Here is a 20,023-nt window from a genome sequence, read left to right on the forward strand (position 1 = left end):
GGGAATCGTGAGGGCGTCTTATACCCATTTTCGTTCAGGGGAACCCCTCGAAAATGGGCCGCGCCCGCAATGGGCGCGGCGCTACTCACGCCTCCACCTGCTCAGATCAGCGGCGGAATGTCCGGATTGATGGGCACCTCGATCACCAGCGGGCCGGGGCCGGCAAAGCCCTCCTTCACCCGGGCCTTGAGGGTGTCGAGGTCGGCGATGCGCTCGGCCGCGCAGCCATAGCCCTTGGCGAGGCTGACAATGTCGATGCCGGGAATGTCGAGCCCCGGCACGCCGGGTGTTTCCTCCAGAACGGCGAAGGATTTCAGGATTCCATATTCGCCATTGCGCAGAACGATGAAGACGATGGGCAGCTTATGCTGCGCGGCGGTCCACAAGGACTGTACTGAATACTGAAAAGACCCGTCGCCGATGACCACCATCACCGGCTGCCGCCGCCCGGTGGACCGCTCGCCCAAAGCGATGCCCACGGAGGCCGGCAGGTTCCAGCCCAGCCCACCCGAGGCGAAGGTGAAGAAGGTCTCCGGCTCGGTGATGGGCCAGTGGCGGTGCAGATCGGCGAGGTTGGAGGGCGATTCCTCCACCAGCACGCAGTGGTCCGGCCGCACCTGGGCCAGGGCGGCGAACACGTCGGCGGCCGTGGGCACGCCGTTCGCCCCGCCCGGGGGCTGGTCCGGATGGCGCGCGGGATGGGGCGCCATGCGATGAGGGGCGGGCGCGACACGGCTCGCCGTGGCCGGGCTTTCCGGCGCCTTCACCAGATCGATGAGGGCATGGGTGGCGAGCACCGCATCGGCCACCAGGCTGTCGCCCACAGGTGCGCGGGCGGTCTCGGCCGGGTCATCGGAAATGTGCAGCAGGCGGGTGCCCTGTGGCAGGTAATCCCCCGCCACATAAGGATAATAGCGGAATACCGGTGCACCGATGACGATCGCCAGGTCATGCCCCTTCAGCCGCTCGCACAGCGGGCCGATGGCGAAGGGCAGGCCGCCGGCATAGAGCGGGTGCGTCTCCGGGAAGGGGCAGCGCTCGGACGCGGGCGCGGCGAAGACGGTCGCCCCCAGCTTCTCAGCCAGAGCCACCGCCGCCGGCCAGCCCTGGCCGCGATCAATGGCGGCGCCGAAAATGAGGGCCGGGGCCTTGGCCTTGGAGAGCAGGTCCGCGAAGGCGCGCAGCCGGTCCATATCCGGGGCGATGCGGCGGCTGACGCTGCGCAGCACGGCGGGGCCCGCCAGCGGCTTATCCCAATCGTCGAGCGGCAGAGAGAGGAAGACCGGCCCGGCGGGCGCCTGCACGGCGGTGGCGTAGGCGCGCATGAAGGCGGCGGGCACATCCTCCGGCCGCGTCGGCTCATAGGCCCATTTCACCCAGGGGCGGGGGAGCTGAGTGGAATCCACATTGGTGAGCCAGGGTTCCATCAGCAGCATCTCGCGGGTCTGCTGGCCGGCGGTGATGATGAGGGGCGTCTTGTTGAGGCTCGCCGTGATGAGGTTGCCCATGGCGTTGCCGAGGCCGGCGGCCGTGTGCACGTTCACCAGCGCCGGCTTGCCGGTGGCCTGCGCATATCCGTCCGCGATGGCGATGGCGGAGGCTTCCTGCAGCGCGAGGTGATAGGTGAAGTCGGCCGGAAAGTCCTTCAGGAAGGTCTCTTCCGTGGAGCCCGGATTGCCGAAGAAGGTGGTGAGGCCGAGCTTGCGCAGGAGATCGTGGGTAACGGTGCGTACGGTTGATGTCGCCATGGGGCCTCCCTCCGCGCGCTCCCTCTGCCGCGGCGCGACGCGACGGCACGGAACGCGGCCGGTAAGGTCCCTGAAATGCGCGTCATCCGCCAGCCCCCAAATGGGAACACCCCGCCGCGGCGCCCGCGACGGGGTGTTCTGGTGGCTTTCACCACTCCGGTGGCGCGTGCGTCAGCCGACGACCAGCACGCGGGTGCCGGAGGGCACGCGGCCATAAAGGTCGATGATGTCCTGGTTCAGCAGGCGGATGCAGCCGGAGGACACCTGCTGGCCGATGCTCCAGGGCTCAATAGTGCCGTGGATGCGGAACATGGTGTCGCGGTCGCCGTCATAGAGATAGAGCGCACGCGGGCCCAGCGGATTGTCCTCGCCGCCCGGCAGGCCGGCGGCATAGGGTCCATAGCGCTGGGGCTGCAGCTTGATCATGTTGGCCGTGGGGGTCCAGTGCGGCCACTCTTCCTTGCGCTTGATGGTGGCCCAGCCCTTGAAGGAATAGCCCTGCTTGCCCACGCCCACGCCGTAGCGCATGGCCTTGCCGTTCTTCTGGACCAGATAGAGGTACTTGTCGTTGATATCGACGACGATGGTGCCCGGCGCCACCTGCGGCAGGCTGCGGGGATAGTCCACTTCCTGGCGCAGATACTGGGGGTCCACCTCGCTGATGTCGGTGGCCTCAACCGGATGGGCCTCCCCATTCACGGGGCCGTACATGCTCACCATGGGGCTCACCCGCGGCGGCGGATTGGTGACGCATGCCGCCAGCATGAGGGGAGCCGCGAGAATGACGAGGCGGCGCATCAGAGATTCAGGCTTTATGGGATCAATGGCCATGGTCTGCCCAACACGAAACGAAACGAGTTGCCATCGCGCGTCCACGCACGGCGCGCGGCGGGAGGCCCGCCTGCATTCTGCGCATCTAATCGCGGTGAGGTGGCGTTAAGGTTAACGCCGGGCGAAAAACCGAAAGCGGCCTCTCGCAAGCGCGAGAAAATGTCTAGCACGGGGTGCCGTGCTTCGGGTGGCGTGCATGCAACACCCCCTGGGCGAATGGCGTTATGACTGGATTTTTTGCGTGTCTGCGGCGCGCTCACGCCTCGCGCATCAGGCTTCCGGGCGAGACCGTGAAACGCTGGGCCCCGCGCAGGGCGCAAAAGGCGTCCGGATCGGCCCCCGTCATCCAGACCTGGGCACCGAGACGCTCCAGGGCCTCGAACAGGCCGGCCCGCCGCTGCGAATCAAGGTAGGCCACCACGTCGTCCAGCAGCAGCACCGGCGAGAGGCCCTGCATGGCCGCCACCAGCCGGGCATGGGACAAGGTGAGCCCGATGAGCAGGGATTTCTGCTCGCCGGTGGAGCAGCGGGCGGCCGGCAGGCGCTTCAGGCCATGGCTCACCTGCAGATCGCACAGATGCGGGCCTTCCAGGGTGCGGCCGGCGGCGCGGTCGCGGCTTCGGTTGTCGCGCAGCAGGGCCCGGTAGCGGTCCTCGGCCTCGATCGCCGGCATCTCCGCCACCAGCCGTTCCACGGCCCCCTCGAGGGCGATCTGGGCGAACGGGAAGGGGGAGGCCTCGTCGCGATGGGCGGCGATCTCCCCCGCAAGGCGCGCCACCGTTTCCAGGCGCGCGGCCGAGACGGCCACCGCCAGCTCGGCCAGCTCGCGTTCCACCGCATCAAGGAAGCGCGGGGCGCCATTGTCCTCCAGCAAGCGGTTGCGCGAGCGCAGCGCCCGCTCCAGCGCATTGACACGGCTGCCATGGGTGCCGTCCACCGCCAGCACCAGCCGGTCGAGATAGCGCCGCCGGTCGGAAGGCGGGCCGGTGAACAGGCCATCCATTTCCGGGGTCAGCCAGATCACCTTCAGGTGGTCGAGAAAGGCGGTGGCGGAGGATGCCGGCTCGCCGTCGATGCGGCATCGGCGCTGGGCGGCGCCGGCTTCCTCCAGTCCGGTCCCGAGCCGGACTTCGCCCAGCGCGCCTTCCACCAGCGCGGAGACCGCCCAGATGGCTCCCGCCGCGTCATCGCCGGGCGCCTGGTAGCCGACATCCGCCAGCTGGGCGCGCCGCAGGCCGCGGCCGGGGGAAAGGAAGGAGACGGCTTCAAGCACGTTGGTCTTGCCGGCGCCATTGGGGCCGGTGAGCACCACGGGTCCGTCATCCAGCACCAGATGCGCGCTCACATAGGAGCGGAAGCGCGTGAGGGCGAGCTTGCGGATGCGGGCGTGAAGCATGGCCGGGAGCAATTCCAGCAGGGATGTGTCGCGGTCTTGCGTCCGGAATTGCGACAAAAGGCAAGCAGGCCGGCAAAAATCCGCCGGATGCTCGGAACTCAGTGTGTGTCAGCCTCGAGGGCCGGAAGTCCGTGGCTTCAGTCGCCGAGCTGCGGGCGGCGCCGGACGGCCCGCGTGGAAACGGCGCCTGTCGCCGTCCCACCCGTCGTCTTTACACCCGCGCCCTCACACCCGCATGGGCATCAGCACATAGAGGGAATCGGTCTTGGTGGAATCGCGCACCAGGGTCGGCGAGCCGGGGTCGGCCAGCTTCAGCTCAGCGGTGTCGCCCTCGAGCTGGGAGGTGATGTCCAGCAGATAGCGGGAATTGAAGCCGATCTCCAACGGCTCGGAGGCATAGTCCACCTCCAGTTCCTCGGTGGCGCTGCCCGAATCGGGGTTGGTCACCGAAAGGGTGAGCTTGCCCTCGGTGATGGCCAGCTTCACCGCCCGCCCGCGCTCGCTGGACACGGTGGAGACGCGGTCCACGGCGGCCGCGAACTCGTCCTTGTCCACGTTCAGGATCTTGTCATTGCCCTGGGGAATGACACGCCCGTAATCCGGGAATGTGCCGTCGATGAGCTTGGAAGTGAGGGTAATGGCCCCCACCTGCACGCGGATCTTGGTGGCGGAGACGGACACGGTGGCCTCCGCCTCCTTGTCCTCCAGCAGCTTCTGGATTTCCGCCACGGTCTTGCGCGGCACGATCACGCCGGGCAGGCCCGCAGCGCCCTCCGGCGCCTCCAGCTCGGCCTGAGCCAGGCGGTGGCCGTCGGTGGCGACGGCGCGCAGCATGGGTTTTCCGGTCTGGGCGGGATCGGTCACATGCAAATAGATGCCGTTGAGATAATAGCGCGTCTCCTCGGTGGAGATGGCGAATTGGGTCTTGTCCACCAGGCGGCGGAATTCCACGCCCTTCACCTTGAAGGTGTGGGGGAAGTCGCCGGCCGCGAGGTCGGGGAAGTCAGTCTCGGGCAGGGTCTGGAGCTGGAAGCGGGCGCGGCCGGCGCGCACCGTGAGGTTGCCGCGCTCGCCGCCGGCTTCCAGCTGCACCTGGGCGCCCTCGGGCAATTTGCGCACGATGTCGTAGAGCACATGGGCCGGCACCGTGGTGGCGCCTTCCTGGCCCACCTCGGCCGGCACCGTCTCCACCACCTCCAGGTCGAGGTCGGTGGCCTTCAGCTCCAGCCCCGATTTGCCGGCGCGCATCAGCACGTTGGCGAGGATCGGAATGGTGTTGCGCCGCTCGACGACGCGATGCACATGGCTGAGCGACTTGAGAAGCTCGGTGCGCTCGACGGTGACCTTCATGGCCCTGCCCGTTTGCTCTGTGCGCTAGCGCGTCCCGCGTTCGCCCCAAGGCGCGCGCCGAACACCTAGGCCATTGATCGACACGATTCCTTCGCGCAAACCCGAACTCGCGCTTGAAACCGCTCCGGAGCCGGTTCCCGCCGGATGCTGTCGATCCGGGTGGCGGGAACGCCTCCAAATTCGAGGATAGGAGCTTCGGCCCGGCCCGTCCCCTTCGGGGGGACCGTAACCTGCTCCAGGGTGGCGGCGTTCGCGGATGCGAGCGCCGGGCTGCCGACATTGCCGCCCACGCCCACGCAAAGCAAGGGCGCCGGACGATTTTCCCGCCCCGGCGGCGCTTGTCCGGCCAATCCACAGGGGGCCATCACGAACGAAGGCCGGCGCCAGGGTGCGGCGCCGGCCTTCGGGAGGGGAATATTGCCGTCGGCGGATGCGGAGAATGCCGCGCCCGCCCGCCGGTCACGCTTCCTGGACGGCGCGCTTCAGCACCTCGACCTCGTCGGCGAGGGCGCGATCGGTGGCGATCAGCCGGTCGATCTTGCGCACGGCGTGGAGCACCGTGGTGTGGTCGCGGCCACCGAAGCGACGGCCGATCTCCGGCAGCGAGCGCAGGGTGAGCGTCTTGGCCAGATACATGGCCACCTGGCGCGGCTTCACCACATTGGCGGTGCGGCGCTGGGAGAGGAGGTCGGCGCGCGACACATTATAGTGCTTGGCGACGATGCGCAGGATGTCGTCCACCCGCACCCGCTTGGGGTCGCAGGGACGGATGATGTCCTTGATGGCGTTCTCGGCCATCTCCAGGGTCACCGGCTCGCCGGTGAGCTGGTTGAAGGCGAGCAGCTTGTTGAGCGCGCCGTCGAGGTCGCGGCCGCTCTGGCCCACCGAGCGCGCCAGGAATTCCAGCACCGGAGCGGGAACCGTGAAGCCCTTGTGCTGCTCCGCCAGGGTCTGGTAGCGCGCCCTCAGGATCTCCAGTCGCAGGTCTTCCTCAAGGGTGGCGAGCTCCACCACCAGCCCGCCCGCGAGTCGCGAGCGCACCCGCTCGTCGAGATGCTCCAGCTCCGCAGGCACGCAATCGGCGGCCACCACCACCTGCCGGCCGCTATCGAGCAGGGCATTGAGCGTGTGGCAGAATTCCTGCTGGAGATTGTTGCCCTTCAGGAACTGGAGGTCATCGATCACCAGGGTATCGATGGTGCGCAGGGCATCCTTGAAGGCGATGGCGGAATGGGTCTTCAGCGCCGCCACGAAGCCGTACATGAAGCGCTCGGCGGTGAGATAGATGGCGCGTCGGCCCTTCTGGCCTGCCGCCCACACCACCGCCTGCAGCAGGTGGGTCTTGCCGAGGCCCACGGAGGCGTGAAGGTAGAGCGGGTTGAACACCGGGTTGGCGCCGCTGGCGGCTTCGGCCACCTGCCGCGCGGCCGCATGGGCCAGCGAATTGGACTTGCCCACCATGAAGGTGTCGAAGGTCAGCCGCGGGTCCAGCGGCGAGCCGGAGGACATGTCCGAGGCGATGGCATTGACGGTGGCGGGCGCCGCCGCCGCGGGGGTCGCAAGAGGGGCTGCGGGGGCGGTGGGGCGCGCCTCGGGGCTGCGCTCGCTCACCACTTCGCGGCGGCCGGTGGCCTTCAGCGGCACGGGGCGCGCCACGGCGCTGCGCACGGCCACGTCCACACGGCGGCTGCTTCCGCTCTCCTCCGCGAACAGCTCGCGGATGCGCGGCAGGTAATTCTCCTGGATCCAGGACTTCAGGAACCGCGTAGGCACCGAAAGATGCACGGCCTCGCTGGTGAGCCCGTCCAGCTCCATGCGCGCGAACCAGCTGGAGAACTTCTCTTCTCCGATCTCGTCATGCAGGCGCTGGCGCACACGCTCCCAAGGGGTCATTTCGGCATCGGTCCCAACTGTGGCGGCAAGGCCGGCCGGAAAGGCGGGTCTGCCGGATTGTGAGTCATCGGTGGAATGCGGTTTGAGCATAAAAGGCCATCCGCGCCCCGAGCGCGGCCCCGATTTTAGCGCAGACATTCTCCGCGCCCGGAAGTGGGCGGCGGGTGCTCATGCGCAGTCTTGGATCAAATGATGCGGGCCGGTCCCCGTTCGATGTCGCGCTACCGCGGCATCATGCGCTCATCCCGATCTTGCACGCGTGCCGACAGGCACGGATCGGAAGCGACCAGGCAGCCAGGGCTTCGCGGCTGGGCGGCTGCGGAGGAACGAGCCACACGGTGCACGGCAGAACCGAGGAAGAAGCAAGAGCTGCTGCATTCGATGCGCGATCCGTGCGTGAAGTCATAGCTGCCCCATCCGCCGCCGGCATAGGTGCCGCGGCCGTCGCTTGAATGAACCAGAATTCCTGCTGCTTTTAAATCATCCGAGAGTGGAATTGATGTCCGTTCTCAGAATGGCAGCTACAGCCTGAAGGCTACCTTTATGGAACATGAGATAGACACAGGAAGTGTCATGTATACTTAAAGTCACGACACTCCCCTCCTCATCCACGAAGAGCCCTGAAACCTTCAATCTGTAGGTGAAACTCGGTATCGCCCCCGAGGTGAATTTGACCATACACAGCCCCTCCGGGGGGTGCAACGCCTTTCCCTGCCCCTGTGGGATAGCGGGTAAAAAGGTCGCTTCTCACGCCGTCCACAGGTGTCCGGATCAGCCGGCAAACCTCTGGCGAAGCAACGAGAATCCCGGTGTTCCGTACAATCCTGCCAGTTTCGCGGAGCACGTGCATCTGGGTGTTTTCGTACCTGTCGCGAGCGTGGTGGGGAGGGGGTATCCGCCTTTGCCCTGTAAGTCGCTAAGCCGCATATCGATTTTCTGCGCGATGGAAGCGCGAGTGCAAAAAAGGATATGCAGCCTCCGGCTGTAGGGTAACTTGACGGGAGGGGCCAATTGCGCCAGCCCCCGATTCTCTCCCGGGCCTGACGGAATGCAGGCACGAAAAAGGCCCGGCTCAGCCGGGCCTTCGGGAATCTTCTCAGGGGAAGCGGATGTCAGCGCGCGGGGCGCTTGAAATCAGGCGCTGATCTTGCGCACCCGGGCCGCGAGGCGGGACACCTTGCGGGACGCGGTGTTCTTGTGCAGCACGCCCTTGGTGACGGCCCGCATGATCTCCGGCTCGGCCGCCTTGAAGGCAGCGGTGGCGGCGGCGGCGTCACCCGTGCTGAGGGCGTCCTCGAGCTTGCGCAGATAGGTGCGCACGCGCGAACGACGCGAACGGTTCACTTCGGTCCGGCGCTCGATCTTGCGCGCCGCTTTCTTGGCGGAAGGCGTATTGGCCATCGGCCGTCCTTGCTGGTTTGCGCAATGCGGATCGAAGCCTTGCGGCCAACCCGTCCTGCGTTGGAATGGCTGAAAACGCGGGCGGCTCACGCTGCCTGCGGAGTGCGGGGCTTATAGTGGGCACCGGCCCGCCCGTCAAGACGGCGGCGCGATTTGCCCCTTCACGCGCGTGGCCGCCGCTCCCTCGCGCCGCTGCCGTTGAATGCGGCTCTCGTCGCAAGGGCGCTTTGGCCGCTGGACGAAAACCGCCTCCATCGCGTATGTCGTGGCAACGTTCTATATAGAGTGTGTCCGGCGGCGGAGGGAGCGGTGTGCTCGCCCCCGCCGGACGTGAGGGCCGGGTCGATGGTCTTCGGGCCGGCGGACAGATTGAGGAGCGGGGGTCAGGCATGAGCGACGCGGTCGTGAGCGATTTGGCGGTGACCGATCGTCCGGTGAGCGACAGCCTCGTGACGGTGTTCGGGGGCTCCGGCTTCCTGGGCCGCCACGTGGTGCGGGCGCTGGCGCTGAGGGGCTATCGCCTGCGGGTCGCCGTGCGGCGGCCGGAGCTTGCGGGCTTCCTCCAGCCGCTGGGCTATGTGGGGCAGATCCAGGTGGTGCAGGCCAATGTGCGCTTCCCCGAGTCGGTGGACCGCGCGGTGGCCGGGGCTTCCGCGGTGGTGAACCTGGTGGGCGTGCTGGCCGAAACCGGCAAGCAGCGCTACGACGCGGTGCATGTGGCCGGCGCGCGCGCGGTGGCCAGCGCCGCCGCCAAGGCGGGCGTGCCGCTGGTGCACATTTCCGCCATCGGCGCGGACAAGTCCTCTCCCTCCGGCTATGGCCGCAGCAAGGCCGATGGCGAGGAAGCGGTGAAGGCCGCCCATGGCGAGGCCGTCATCATGCGCCCGTCCGTGGTGTTCGGGCCGGAGGACACCTTTTTCAATCGTTTCGCCTCCATGGCCCAGCTCTCGCCGGTGCTGCCGCTGATCGGCGGCGGCGTGACCCGGTTCCAGCCGGTGTTCGTGGGCGACGTGGCCATGGCGGTCGCGCGCGCGGTGGACGGCAAGGCCAAGGCGGGCGCCACCTATGAGCTGGGCGGCCCCGAGGTGCGCACCTTCAAGGAGCTGATGCAGCTGATGCTGCGTGAGATCGGCGCCAAGAAGACGCTGCTCTCCGTGCCGTTCGGCCTGGCGAGCCTGATGGCCGCGCTCACCCAGTGGATTCCCGGCGCGCCGCTCACCACCGATCAGGTGGCGATGCTGAAGGCCGATAATGTGGTGTCGGAAGGCGCCAAGACCGAGGGGCGCACCCTGGAGGGGCTGGGCGTCATGGCCACCGCCCTGCGGGTGGAGCTGCCCACCTATCTTTGGCGATTCCGCAAGGCAGGCCAGTTCACGCAACTGGAATTCTGATGATGCGGTGCCCGCCGGCTCCGCGGCGGGCGAGCGACAGGCCAGGGGCCGAAGCTTCGGCCCTGGTTTTCGGGGCGGGCGGATTTCATCCGGGGATCTGATCCATGGGATTTGAAATCAAGATCTGCGGCCTCAAGACCCATGAGGCCCTCGATGCGGCGCTCTCGGCGGGCGCCGATCTCGTGGGTTTCGTGCATTTTCCCAAGAGCCCGCGCCATGTTTCGCTGGCCGATGCGCCGGGGCTCGTCGCCCATGTGCGCGGCCGGGCGCTGAAGGTGGCGCTGGTGGTGAATGCTGACGATGCCCTTCTGGCCGACGTGGTTGCCGCGCTCGATCCGGACATTCTGCAGCTCCATGGTGCCGAGACACCGGAACGGGTGGGCGAGATTCGCGCCCGCTTCGGCCGCCCGGTGATGAAGGCGCTGCCGGTGGCGGTGCGTGAGGATCTTGCCCCCGTGCGCGCCTATGCGGCGGTGGCCGACCGGCTCCTGTTCGATGCCAAGCCAGCGCCCGGCGCCCTTCTGCCCGGCGGCAACGGGCGGGTGTTCGACTGGGAGCTGATCCGCGGCCTTGACGCCGGTCGCCCCGTCATGCTTTCCGGAGGTCTTGACGCCGGCAACGTCGCCGAGGCCATCGGGGCAACCAGGGTGGGCGGGGTGGATGTCTCCTCGGGGGTCGAAACGGCACCCGGGGTGAAGTCGCCCGAGAAGATCCACGCCTTCGTCGCCGCCGCGCGCCGCGCGAGTGCCGCCGCCCTTTGTTCGAACCTCCCATCGAAAGCCCAGGCTTCGTGAACGCGCCCAATTCCTATCGCACCGGCCCCGACGATCGCGGCCATTTCGGCATCCATGGCGGCCGCTTCGTCGCCGAAACCCTGATGCCGCTCATCCTGGAATTGGAGGCGGCCTATAAGGCGGCCCGGGCCGATCCCGCCTTCCAGGCCGAGATGGACGGCTATCTGTCCCATTATGTGGGCCGCCCCTCGCCGCTCTATTTCGCCGAGCGCCTCACCGAGCATCTGGGTGGCGCCAAGGTGTTCCTGAAGCGGGAGGAGCTGAATCATACCGGCTCCCACAAGGTGAATAATGTTCTCGGCCAGATCCTGCTCGCCCGCCGCATGGGCAAGAAGCGGATCATCGCCGAGACCGGCGCCGGCCAGCATGGCGTCGCCACCGCCACCCTGTGCGCCCGCTTCGGCCTGCAATGCGTGGTTTATATGGGCGCCGTGGACGTGGAGCGGCAGGCGCCCAACGTGTTCCGCATGAAGCTCCTGGGGGCCGAGGTGGTGCCGGTGCAGTCCGGCTCGCGCACCCTCAAGGACGCCATGAACGAGGCCCTGCGCGACTGGGTCACCAACGTCACAGACACCTTCTACTGCATCGGCACGGTGGCGGGCCCGCACCCCTATCCGGGCATGGTGCGCGACTTCCAGTCCATCATCGGTCGCGAGACCCGCGCCCAGATGATGGAGATGGAAGGGCGCCTGCCGGACAGCCTGGTGGCGGCCGTGGGCGGCGGCTCCAACGCCATGGGCCTGTTCCACGAATTCCTGGATGACCCGAGCGTGGAGATTTTCGGCGTCGAGGCGGCCGGGCGCGGCGTCGAGACCGGGGAGCACGCGGCCGCCATCATCGGTGGGCGGCCGGGCGTGCTGCACGGCAACCGCACCTATCTGCTCATGGACGGCGACGGTCAGATCAAGGAAGCCCATTCCATTTCGGCGGGCCTTGATTATCCGGGCATCGGGCCGGAGCATTCCTGGCTCAACGACGTGGGCCGGGTGAAGTACATTCCCTGCACGGACATGGAAGCGCTCGAGGCGTTCCAGATCCTCACCAAGCTCGAAGGCATCATCCCGGCGCTGGAAAGCGCCCATGCGGTGGCCAAGGTGCTGGAGCTCGCGCCGCAGCGGCCTAAGGATCATCTGATGGTGGTCAATCTCTCGGGCCGCGGTGACAAGGACGTGCCGCAGGTGGCCGAGATTCTGGGGACGAGCCTATGATGTCGAACGGATTGAAGGTCGCCTGCGCCGCCGCTCTCTCGCTGCTCGGCATCGGGAGCGCCCTGGCGGCGGCTCCCGATGGGCTGAAGCTCACCACCGGCCCGCTGCGCACCGACGCCGCGGGGGCCTTCATCTCGGTGGAGGTGGCCAACGCCACGCAGAAGGTGTTCGGCCAGATCGTGGTCACCTGCACCTTCGCCGGTGGCGGGCAGACGCTGGGCACCTCTTCCACCACCCTGTTTTCCACCGTGGGCGGCGCCACCGGCGCCGATCAGGTGCGCCTGTTCGGCGCCACCTCGGCCAAGGCCGCCAATTGCGAGATCACCAGCGCCCAGTGAGCGCGCCCTCTCCTTTCGGGGGGAGGCAACCCATGGCAAGTCCCATCCGATGACCACCCGCATCGCCGCCCGTTTCGCCGCGCTCAAGGAAGAGGGCCGCCCGGCGCTCGTGACCTTCATCACCGCCGGCGACCCCGACGCCGAGACCTCCCTCGGCCTTCTGAGGACGCTGCCGGGCGCCGGCGCGGACATCATCGAGCTGGGCATTCCCTTCACCGATCCCATGGCCGATGGCCCGGCCATCCAGGCCGCCGGCCTGCGTGCCCTCAAGGGCGGGCAGACCCTGGCGAAGACCCTCGCCATGGTGAAGATGTTCCGCGCCGAGGACGACGCGACCCCCATCGTGCTGATGGGCTATTTCAACCCCATCTACGTCTATGGCGTGGACCGCTTCCTGAAGGATGCGCTGGACGCGGGCGTGGATGGCCTCATCGTCGTGGACCTGCCGCCGGAGGAGGATGACGAGCTCTGCCTGCCGGCCCTTCAGGCGGGGATCGACTTCATCCGCCTCGCCACCCCCACCACCGATGACAAGCGCCTGCCCACCGTGCTGAAGCACACGGCGGGCTTCGTCTATTACGTGTCCATCACCGGCATCACCGGCTCGGCCACGCCGGACGCGGACGTGGTGGGGCGCGCGGTGGCGCGCATCAAGTCGCACACCGACCTGCCGGTGGCGGTCGGCTTCGGCGTGAGGACGCCCGAGCAGGCCCGCTCCATCGCCGCTGGTGCGGACGGGGTGGTGGTGGGCTCGGCTCTGGTGGAGGCCGTGCGGCACACGCTGGATGCCGAAGGCCGGGCGACCGCCAATACCGTGCCGGCCGTGGAAGCGCTGGTGGGCGGATTGGCGGAGGCGGTGCGCAGCGTCCGCCGCTGATCGCCGCACCGTGCCCATGGGTCAGGGGTCTGCCGCACTTTCGCCGCGACGGGCTCGCCATTAGATGGGATAATGCTGCACTGCGACGCGCGGCCGTGCCCGCTCGTCTCCGGAGAACTGTCCTGTGAACTGGATTTCCAACGTCGTCCGCCCGAAGATCCGCGACTTCCTGGCGCGCCGGGAGGTGCCGGAGAATCTGTGGGTGAAATGCCCCGAAACCGGGCAGATGGTGTTCCACAAGGACCTCGAGGCGAACCTCTATGTGATCCCGGGCTCCGGCTATCACATGCGCATGGACGCCGTGAAGCGCCTGAAGGCCACCTTCGACAACGGCGTCTATGAAGAGGTGCCGCTGCCGGAGGTCGCCATCGACCCGCTGAAGTTCCGTGATGAGCGCCGCTATATCGACCGCCTGAAGGACGCCCGCACCAAGACCGGCTATCAGGACGCGGTGAAGGTCGCCACCGGCCTTCTGGAAGAGCTGCCGGTGACCATCGCCGTGCAGGATTTCGGCTTCATGGGCGGCTCGCTCGGCATGGCCGCCGGTGAGGCGGTGGTGAAGGGGCTGGAAACCGCGGCGGACAAGGGCACGCCGTTCATCATGTTCGCGGCCTCCGGCGGGGCGCGCATGCAGGAGGGCATCCTGTCCCTCATGCAGATGCCGCGCACCACCGCCGCCATCCAGGAGCTGCGGGAAGCGAAGAAGCCCTACATCGTGGTGCTCACCAATCCCACCACGGGCGGTGTGACCGCCTCCTACGCCATGCTGGGTGACGTGCAGATCTCCGAGCCCGGGGCCCTCATCGGCTTCGCCGGTCCGCGGGTGATCGAGCAGACCATCCGCGAGAAGCTGCCCGACGGGTTCCAGCGCGCCGAATATCTCTATGCCCATGGCATGCTCGACATGGTGGTGCACCGCCACCAGATGCGTGAAACCCTTGGCCGGCTGTGCCGCCTGCTGATGAAGGCGCCCGCTCTGCCGCCCCAGGGCCGGTTGACCGGCCCGGAAGCGGCCTGAGGCATCCGAAGGCATTCGACGACCATGGCCCTGCCGCAGCTCAAGACCGAACCCGTGGAGATCCTCGCGCGCCTCTCGGCGCTGCATCCCAAGAAGATCGACCTGTCGCTGTCCCGCATGGAGCGCCTGATGGAGGCGCTGGGCCATCCGGAGCGACGGTTGCCGCCCGTGATCCACGTGGCGGGCACCAATGGGAAGGGCTCCACCATCGCCTTCATGCGCGCCATGCTGGAGGCGTCGGGGCGGCTGGTCCATGTTTACACCTCGCCCCACCTGGTGCGCTTCAACGAGCGCATCCGCCTGGGCGCGCCCGGGCGCGGGGAATTGGTGAGCGACACCCTTTTGGCCGCTGCCCTCGACCGGGTGGAGGCGGCCAATGACGGGGCGCCCATCACCTTCTTCGAGATCACCACGGCGGCGGCCTTCGTGCTGTTCTCCGAGCATCCGGCAGATGTGCTGCTGCTGGAAGTGGGCCTGGGCGGGCGGCTGGACGCCACCAATGTGGTGCCCTCGCCCCGCACCAGCGTCATTACGCCCGTGTCCATCGACCATGTGGATTTCCTGGGCGCCACGGTGGACGCCATCGCCGCCGAGAAGGCGGGCATCATCAAGCCACGCGTTCCGGTGGTGGTGGGCGAGCAGCAGCGCGAGGCCCTCGGCGTGATCGAGCGGCGGGCCCAGCGCCTGCACGCGCCACTGTTCGTGCGCGGCGAGCACTGGCATGTTCATGAAGAGGCGGGGCGCCTCGTCTATTCCGATGAGGACGGGCTGGTGGATCTGCCGCGCCCGCGCCTCGTGGGGCCGCACCAGATCGATAATGCGGGGCTTGCCGTGGCGGCCCTGCGCAGCCTGCGCCTGTCCGGCGCCGCGCAGGAAGCCGGCATCCTGGCCGCCGAATGGCCGGCGCGGCTGCAGCGTCTGGCTTCCGGCGCCCTGGTGGCACGCGCGCCCAATGGCTCGGAAGTGTGGCTCGACGGTGGCCATAATGCCGCCGGCGGTGCCGTTCTGGCGCATGCTCTGTGCGGGCTCGAGGAGCGCTATTCGCGGCCGCTGGTGATGATCATCGGCATGCTCGGCACCAAGGACGTGACGGGCTTCCTGGCGCCGTTCGCCGGGCTGGTGCGGGAGGCCATCGCCGTGCCGGTACCGGACAACGCGGCGGGTCTGAAGCCCGAGGAGGTGGCGGCCGCCGCCCAGAGCCTGGGCATCAATGCGCGGGTGGCGCCGGACGTGGCGAGTGCCCTCGACAGCCTGGGCACCACGCCCATGGTGCCGCCGGCGCGGGTGCTGATCTGTGGCTCCCTCTATCTCGCTGGCGCGGTGCTGGACGCCAACGGAACCCCGGTCGTCTGACCTCCGCGGCCGGGTCACGGACCCTGTGGATGGCGGGGACGCCCATGGCCGGGCCCCCGCCGCGCGCGCATGGGCCCACCCTCCCGCCCCTTCAACGCCTTCGAGCGCTCCGGTAAGGTCTGATTGACGAAGCCGTGCTTGATTCGGGCACGCGGGGATTGCGGATGAGCCTTCATCCCGGCCCGCGCCGCTTGAGCATGGCTGCCGGGGCTCCGTCCCGGGGCCGCGAATGGCGCGTTAAGGGTTCGAGGGAGCGCTCCACTTGGAGTGCGTGGGCGGTATTTGGTGGCGGAGCAGGGGCTTCGTGCTGGGGCGCCCCGATGGTCATGGCTGCCTGGTCCGGCCGGGACGGCGGCTTCAGCGAGAGGGCAGGGGCGAATGGCGGAGCACGGCGCGAAGCGAGAGGCGGCACAGCTCGTGGCCCGAATGCCTTTCCGCGGTGGGCAGCGGCGGTCGCGACCGCTCCAGGCCGGCTCCCTTTTTTCCAGGTTTCTTCCGGGGCTGCTGGGCTCGACCGCCCTTTGCGCCTTCAGCGTTCCGGCTTTGGCGGCGGGTGGCAACGGGCCTGCGGCGAGTGCTCCCCTCTATCTGTCCCTCGTCCTGGGCGCCGCTGCGGTCGCGGCCTGGGTGGTGGGAAGCCAGCGGGTGAAGAGCGCGCAGGCCGAGGCCCGGCGGGCTCGCGCCGAGGCGGAGGACGCCGCGGCCAGCGCCGCGCGGGCGCGGGCGGAAGCCCACAGCCTGCGCTCCCTGCTGGGGGGCGGCGCTGATTGCACCCTGCTGTGGCTGCGTCCGGGTGGGGCGGTGGAAGGCTTCGGCGTGCCGGATGAGGCGCGCGGGCGCTGGCTCGGCTCCACCGGCGTGCGCGAGCTGGAAGCAGGTGTGGCCGCCTTGCGTGGTGGGCAGGACCGCTTCGAACGCGACATCACAGCGGCAGACGGCCGGACCCTGCGCATTTCGGGCCGGGCCCTCAACGGGGCCGGCGTCCTGGTGGTGCATCCGCTGCCCGCGGGTGCCGGGCCGGCGGATGAGGATCTGCGGGCGGGCCTCATCGCCGTCCTGGATGCCGCGCCCGCGCCCGCCTGGTTACGCGCGCCCGATGGCACGCTGGTTTATGTGAACGCGGCCTTCGTCGCTGCGGTTGGGGCGGCCTCGGCCGATGAGGCGAGGGCGCAGGGGCTTGACCTGCTCGACAGCAAGGCGCGCACCGCCGCCGCCAGCGCCGAGGAGGGCTCCGGCGCCTTCCAGGGCCGGGTGCGCGCGGTCACGCGCGGCCAGCGCCGCCAGCTGGACGTGGTGGAGGTGGCCGGGCCCTTCGGGATCGCTGGGCTGGCCGTGGACGTGACCGACCTCGACGCCGCTCGGGCGGAGACGGCGCGCACGGTCGCCGCCCATCGCCGCACGCTGGATCAGCTCACGACCGCCGTCGCCATTTTCGGCGCCGACGAGCGGCTGGTGTTCCACAATGCCGCCTATGAGCGATTGTTCGATTTCTCGCCCGCTTTCCTGGATCAGCGCCCCTCGGACGGGCAGATCCTCGACAATCTGCGCACCCGCCGCAAGGTGCCGGAGCAGGCCGATTTCCCCGCCTGGCGTGCCCAATTGCGCGAGGCCTATCGCGCCCTGGAGCCGGTGAACGACTGGTGGCACCTGCCCGGCGGCGAGATGCTGCGGGTGGTCATCACCCCCAACGCGGAAGGCGGCGTCACCTATTTGTTCGACGACCTGTCGGAACATGTGGCCCTGGAGAGCCGCTACAACACCTTGATCCGCATCCAGGGCGAGACCCTCGACGCGCTGGCGGAGGCGGTGGCGGTGTTCGGCAGCGAGGGGCGGCTGCACCTTTACAACGAGGCCTTCCTGTCCTTGTGGGAGCTGGATGCCCAGGCTCTCGGCGACAAGCCGCACATCGACGCGGTGGCGGCCCTGTGCCGCTCGCGCCATGGGGAGAGCGCGGCCTTCTCGCGCATCCGCTCGGTGGTCACCGCCATGGAGCACCGGGAGAGCGAGACCCTGCGCCTGGAGCGGGCCGATGGCCGGGTGCTGGACGGCACCGCCCAGCCTCTGCCCGATGGCGGCACGCTGGTGACCTTCCGCGATGTCACCGACAGCGTGAAGGTGGAGCGCGCCTTGATCGAGCGCGCCGAGGCGCTGGAGGCGGCGGACAAGCTGAAGAACGCCTTCGTCTCCCATGTGTCCTACCACCTGCGCACGCCGCTCAACACGCTGATGGGCTATGCGGACATGCTGCGCGAGGGGCTCGCCGGCCCGCTGAACGAGCGCCAGCGCGACTATCTCGACCATATGCGCCAGTCCTCCGACCAGCTGCGCGCGCTCATTGACGACATTCTGGACCTCGCCAGCATCGATGCCGGCGCCATGGAGTTGGATCTGGCCGACGTCGATGTGCGGGAGATGCTGGAGAGCGTGGCGGAGGCCGTGCACGATCAGGTGGAAGCGGCGGGCGTGAAGCTGGCCATGGCGGTGCCGGCCGATGCCGGCCGCTTCACCGCTGATCCCAAGCGGGTGCGGCAGATCCTGTTCAATCTCCTGGCCAATGCCATCGCCGCCTCGCCCGAGGGCGGCACGGTGACGCTTGGGGCCGAGCGGCGGCCCGATGCGCTGGCGCTCACCGTGCGCGACGAGGGGCCGGGCGTGCCTCCGGAGCTGGCCGACACACTGTTCGAGCGGTTCGAGAGCCGCAATGCCAATCCGCGCCATCGCGGCGTCGGGCTGGGGCTGGCCATCGTGCGTTCCTTCATGACCCTGCACGGCGGATCGGTGAGCGTGGGGCCGGCGGTCCCCGGTGCCCGCGGCACCCTTGCCACCTGCGTCTTCCCCCTTTCCGGAAACTCGCACCAAGAGGCGGCCTGATGAGTGCCTTCATCCAGCGCATGTCCGATGAGGACAACGCCTATCAGGTGGTGTTGCCGGACCTCGCCGCCACCGAGCAGCTGGGGGTGATCCTGGCCTCCTGGTTTGGCGCCAACGACGTCATCACCCTGAGCGGCGACCTCGGCGCGGGCAAGACGGAGCTCGCCCGCAGCATCATCCGCGCCGTCGCGGGCAGCGACGACATCGAGGTGCCGAGCCCCACCTTCCCCATCATCATCACCTATGAATTCACCCGTGGCCGCGTGGTGCACGCCGACCTCTACCGCATCGTCGAGGACGAGGAGCTGGACGAGATCGGCTGGGACGAGATCGGCGATGACGCACTGTTGCTGGTGGAGTGGGCCGACCGTGCCGGTGAGCGCCTTTCCGAGAACCGGGTGGACGTGCTGCTGGCCCTCGCCCCGGAGATCGGGCCCAATGCCCGCGTGTGTGAGCTGACGGGCCACGGTGCGCTGGCCCCGCGGCTGAACCGCCTGCATGTGGCGGAAAGCCTGGTGGATTCCGCCGGCTTCGGCGGAGCGGAGCGGGAGTTCGTGCAGGGCGACGCCTCCAGCCGCTCCTACACCCGCCTGCTGGGGGCGGAGCGCAGCGCCATCCTCATGAACGCGCCGCCCAAGCCGGATGGCCCGCCCATCCGCGAGGGCAAGTCCTATAGCCGCCTCGTGCATCTGGCGGAGGACGTGAAGCCGTTCGTGGCCATGGATCGCGCGCTGCTGGCGCAGGGCCTGTCGGCGCCGCAGATCTATGCGGCGGATATCGATGCCGGCCTGCTGGTGCTGGAGGATCTGGGCCGCGAGGGGGTGGTGGCGGGTGACCCGCCCGCGCCCATCCGCGAGCGTTACGAGGCCGCCATCGGCGTGCTGGCCACCTTGCACAGCCGGCCGCTGCCGCAGACCCTTCACGTGGCCCCCCGCGTGGAACGGCCGCTGCCGCTCTACGATGTCGCCGCCTTCCTCACCGAGCTGGACCTGATGCTGGACTGGTACCTGCCGTCGCGCGGCGTGCAGGTGGACGGGGTGATGCGGGAGGAGTTCCACCTGTTCTGGCGGGGCGCGCTGAACCTGGTGCTGGCGGAGCCGCCCACCTGGGTGCTGCGCGACTATCATTCCCCCAACCTCATATGGCTGCCCGGCCGCGACGGGCTGCGCCGGGTGGGGCTGATCGACTTCCAGGACGCGGTGATGGGCCCGGCCGCCTATGACGTGGTCTCCCTGACCCAGGACGCGCGGGTGGATGTGCCGGAGGCCATGGAACTGCAGCTGGTGGGCCAATATGTGAAGGCCCGGCGGGAGGCGGACCCCACCTTCGACGTGCGCGGCTTCGCCCGCTCCTATGCCGCGCTCGGCGCCCAGCGGGCCACCAAGATTCTCGGCATTTTCACACGCCTGGATCGGCGGGACGGCAAACCGCAATATCTGCGTCATATCCCGCGCGTACGGCGCTATCTGGCGCGCTGCCTCGGCCATCAGGAGCTGGGCTCCCTCAGGAATTGGTATGAGGCGGTGCTGCCTGCGAAGGATCTGAACTCGTGAC

15 protein-coding genes are annotated in these 20,023 nt (G+C 68.6%); 9 read left to right on the forward strand and 6 right to left on the reverse strand.

Annotation, left to right across the window (positions count from 1 at the left end; translation table 11 throughout):
- Window positions 1-101: 101 nt before the first annotated feature.
- From mdlC to rpsT, 6 genes are all read right to left on the reverse strand, one after another.
- On the reverse strand, window positions 102-1,748 hold the full coding sequence (mdlC, locus tag V5F26_RS05215) for a benzoylformate decarboxylase (protein ID WP_394946862.1): 1,647 nt from the start codon (window positions 1,746-1,748) through the stop codon (window positions 102-104).
- A gap of 171 nt (window positions 1,749-1,919) precedes the next feature.
- On the reverse strand, window positions 1,920-2,546 hold the full coding sequence (locus V5F26_RS05220) for a L,D-transpeptidase (protein ID WP_370640779.1): 627 nt from the start codon (window positions 2,544-2,546) through the stop codon (window positions 1,920-1,922).
- Window positions 2,547-2,835: 289 nt separating this feature from the next.
- On the reverse strand, window positions 2,836-3,975 hold the full coding sequence (gene recF / locus V5F26_RS05225; RefSeq protein ID WP_394946863.1) for a DNA replication/repair protein RecF: 1,140 nt from the start codon (window positions 3,973-3,975) through the stop codon (window positions 2,836-2,838).
- A 225-nt stretch (window positions 3,976-4,200) separates the two neighbouring features.
- On the reverse strand, window positions 4,201-5,325 hold the full coding sequence (gene dnaN, locus V5F26_RS05230) for a DNA polymerase III subunit beta (protein ID WP_234053595.1): 1,125 nt from the start codon (window positions 5,323-5,325) through the stop codon (window positions 4,201-4,203).
- Between the two features lie 459 nt (window positions 5,326-5,784).
- Window positions 5,785-7,218: a chromosomal replication initiator protein DnaA gene (gene dnaA / locus V5F26_RS05235; RefSeq protein ID WP_394947090.1), complete on the reverse strand. Its 1,434-nt coding sequence runs from the start codon at window positions 7,216-7,218 to the stop codon at window positions 5,785-5,787.
- A 1,134-nt stretch (window positions 7,219-8,352) separates the two neighbouring features.
- Window positions 8,353-8,619: a 30S ribosomal protein S20 gene (rpsT, locus tag V5F26_RS05240; RefSeq protein ID WP_234053594.1), complete on the reverse strand. Its 267-nt coding sequence runs from the start codon at window positions 8,617-8,619 to the stop codon at window positions 8,353-8,355.
- A 389-nt stretch (window positions 8,620-9,008) separates the two neighbouring features.
- Here rpsT and V5F26_RS05245 point away from each other — a divergent pair, with 389 nt between their 5' ends.
- The 9 genes from V5F26_RS05245 (at window position 9,009) to tsaE (ending at window position 20,022) form a co-directional block, all read left to right on the forward strand.
- Complete coding sequence (locus tag V5F26_RS05245) at window positions 9,009-10,010, forward strand: complex I NDUFA9 subunit family protein (RefSeq protein ID WP_234053593.1); 1,002 nt, start codon at window positions 9,009-9,011, stop codon at window positions 10,008-10,010.
- A 104-nt stretch (window positions 10,011-10,114) separates the two neighbouring features.
- Window positions 10,115-10,804, forward strand: a complete 690-nt coding sequence (locus V5F26_RS05250) for a phosphoribosylanthranilate isomerase (RefSeq protein WP_234053592.1) — start codon at window positions 10,115-10,117, stop codon at window positions 10,802-10,804.
- Window positions 10,801-12,012 carry a tryptophan synthase subunit beta gene (gene trpB, locus V5F26_RS05255; RefSeq protein WP_234053591.1) on the forward strand — a complete coding sequence of 404 codons (1,212 nt, stop codon included), beginning with the start codon at window positions 10,801-10,803 and terminating at the stop codon, window positions 12,010-12,012. Before V5F26_RS05250 ends, trpB begins: the two co-directional genes overlap by 4 nt.
- Window positions 12,009-12,350: a hypothetical protein gene (locus tag V5F26_RS05260; RefSeq protein ID WP_394946864.1), complete on the forward strand. Its 342-nt coding sequence runs from the start codon at window positions 12,009-12,011 to the stop codon at window positions 12,348-12,350. The genes trpB and V5F26_RS05260 overlap by 4 nt, the downstream gene beginning before the upstream one ends.
- A gap of 49 nt (window positions 12,351-12,399) precedes the next feature.
- Window positions 12,400-13,227, forward strand: a complete 828-nt coding sequence (trpA, locus tag V5F26_RS05265) for a tryptophan synthase subunit alpha (protein ID WP_394057306.1) — start codon at window positions 12,400-12,402, stop codon at window positions 13,225-13,227.
- A 124-nt stretch (window positions 13,228-13,351) separates the two neighbouring features.
- Window positions 13,352-14,245 carry an acetyl-CoA carboxylase, carboxyltransferase subunit beta gene (gene accD / locus V5F26_RS05270; protein ID WP_234053588.1) on the forward strand — a complete coding sequence of 298 codons (894 nt, stop codon included), beginning with the start codon at window positions 13,352-13,354 and terminating at the stop codon, window positions 14,243-14,245.
- 24 nt (window positions 14,246-14,269) lie between these two features.
- Complete coding sequence (locus V5F26_RS05275) at window positions 14,270-15,598, forward strand: bifunctional folylpolyglutamate synthase/dihydrofolate synthase (RefSeq protein ID WP_394946865.1); 1,329 nt, start codon at window positions 14,270-14,272, stop codon at window positions 15,596-15,598.
- Window positions 15,599-16,141: 543 nt separating this feature from the next.
- Window positions 16,142-18,469 carry a sensor histidine kinase gene (locus V5F26_RS05280; protein WP_394946866.1) on the forward strand — a complete coding sequence of 776 codons (2,328 nt, stop codon included), beginning with the start codon at window positions 16,142-16,144 and terminating at the stop codon, window positions 18,467-18,469.
- The gene (gene tsaE / locus V5F26_RS05285; protein ID WP_394057301.1) at window positions 18,469-20,022 is read left to right on the forward strand and encodes a tRNA (adenosine(37)-N6)-threonylcarbamoyltransferase complex ATPase subunit type 1 TsaE; all 1,554 of its coding nucleotides are present in this window, start codon (window positions 18,469-18,471) and stop codon (window positions 20,020-20,022) included. Before V5F26_RS05280 ends, tsaE begins: the two co-directional genes overlap by 1 nt.
- Window position 20,023 lies beyond the last annotated feature (1 nt).

It is taken from the genome of Xanthobacter variabilis (assembly GCF_043831965.2).
In the GTDB taxonomy this organism is placed as follows: domain Bacteria; phylum Pseudomonadota; class Alphaproteobacteria; order Rhizobiales; family Xanthobacteraceae; genus Xanthobacter.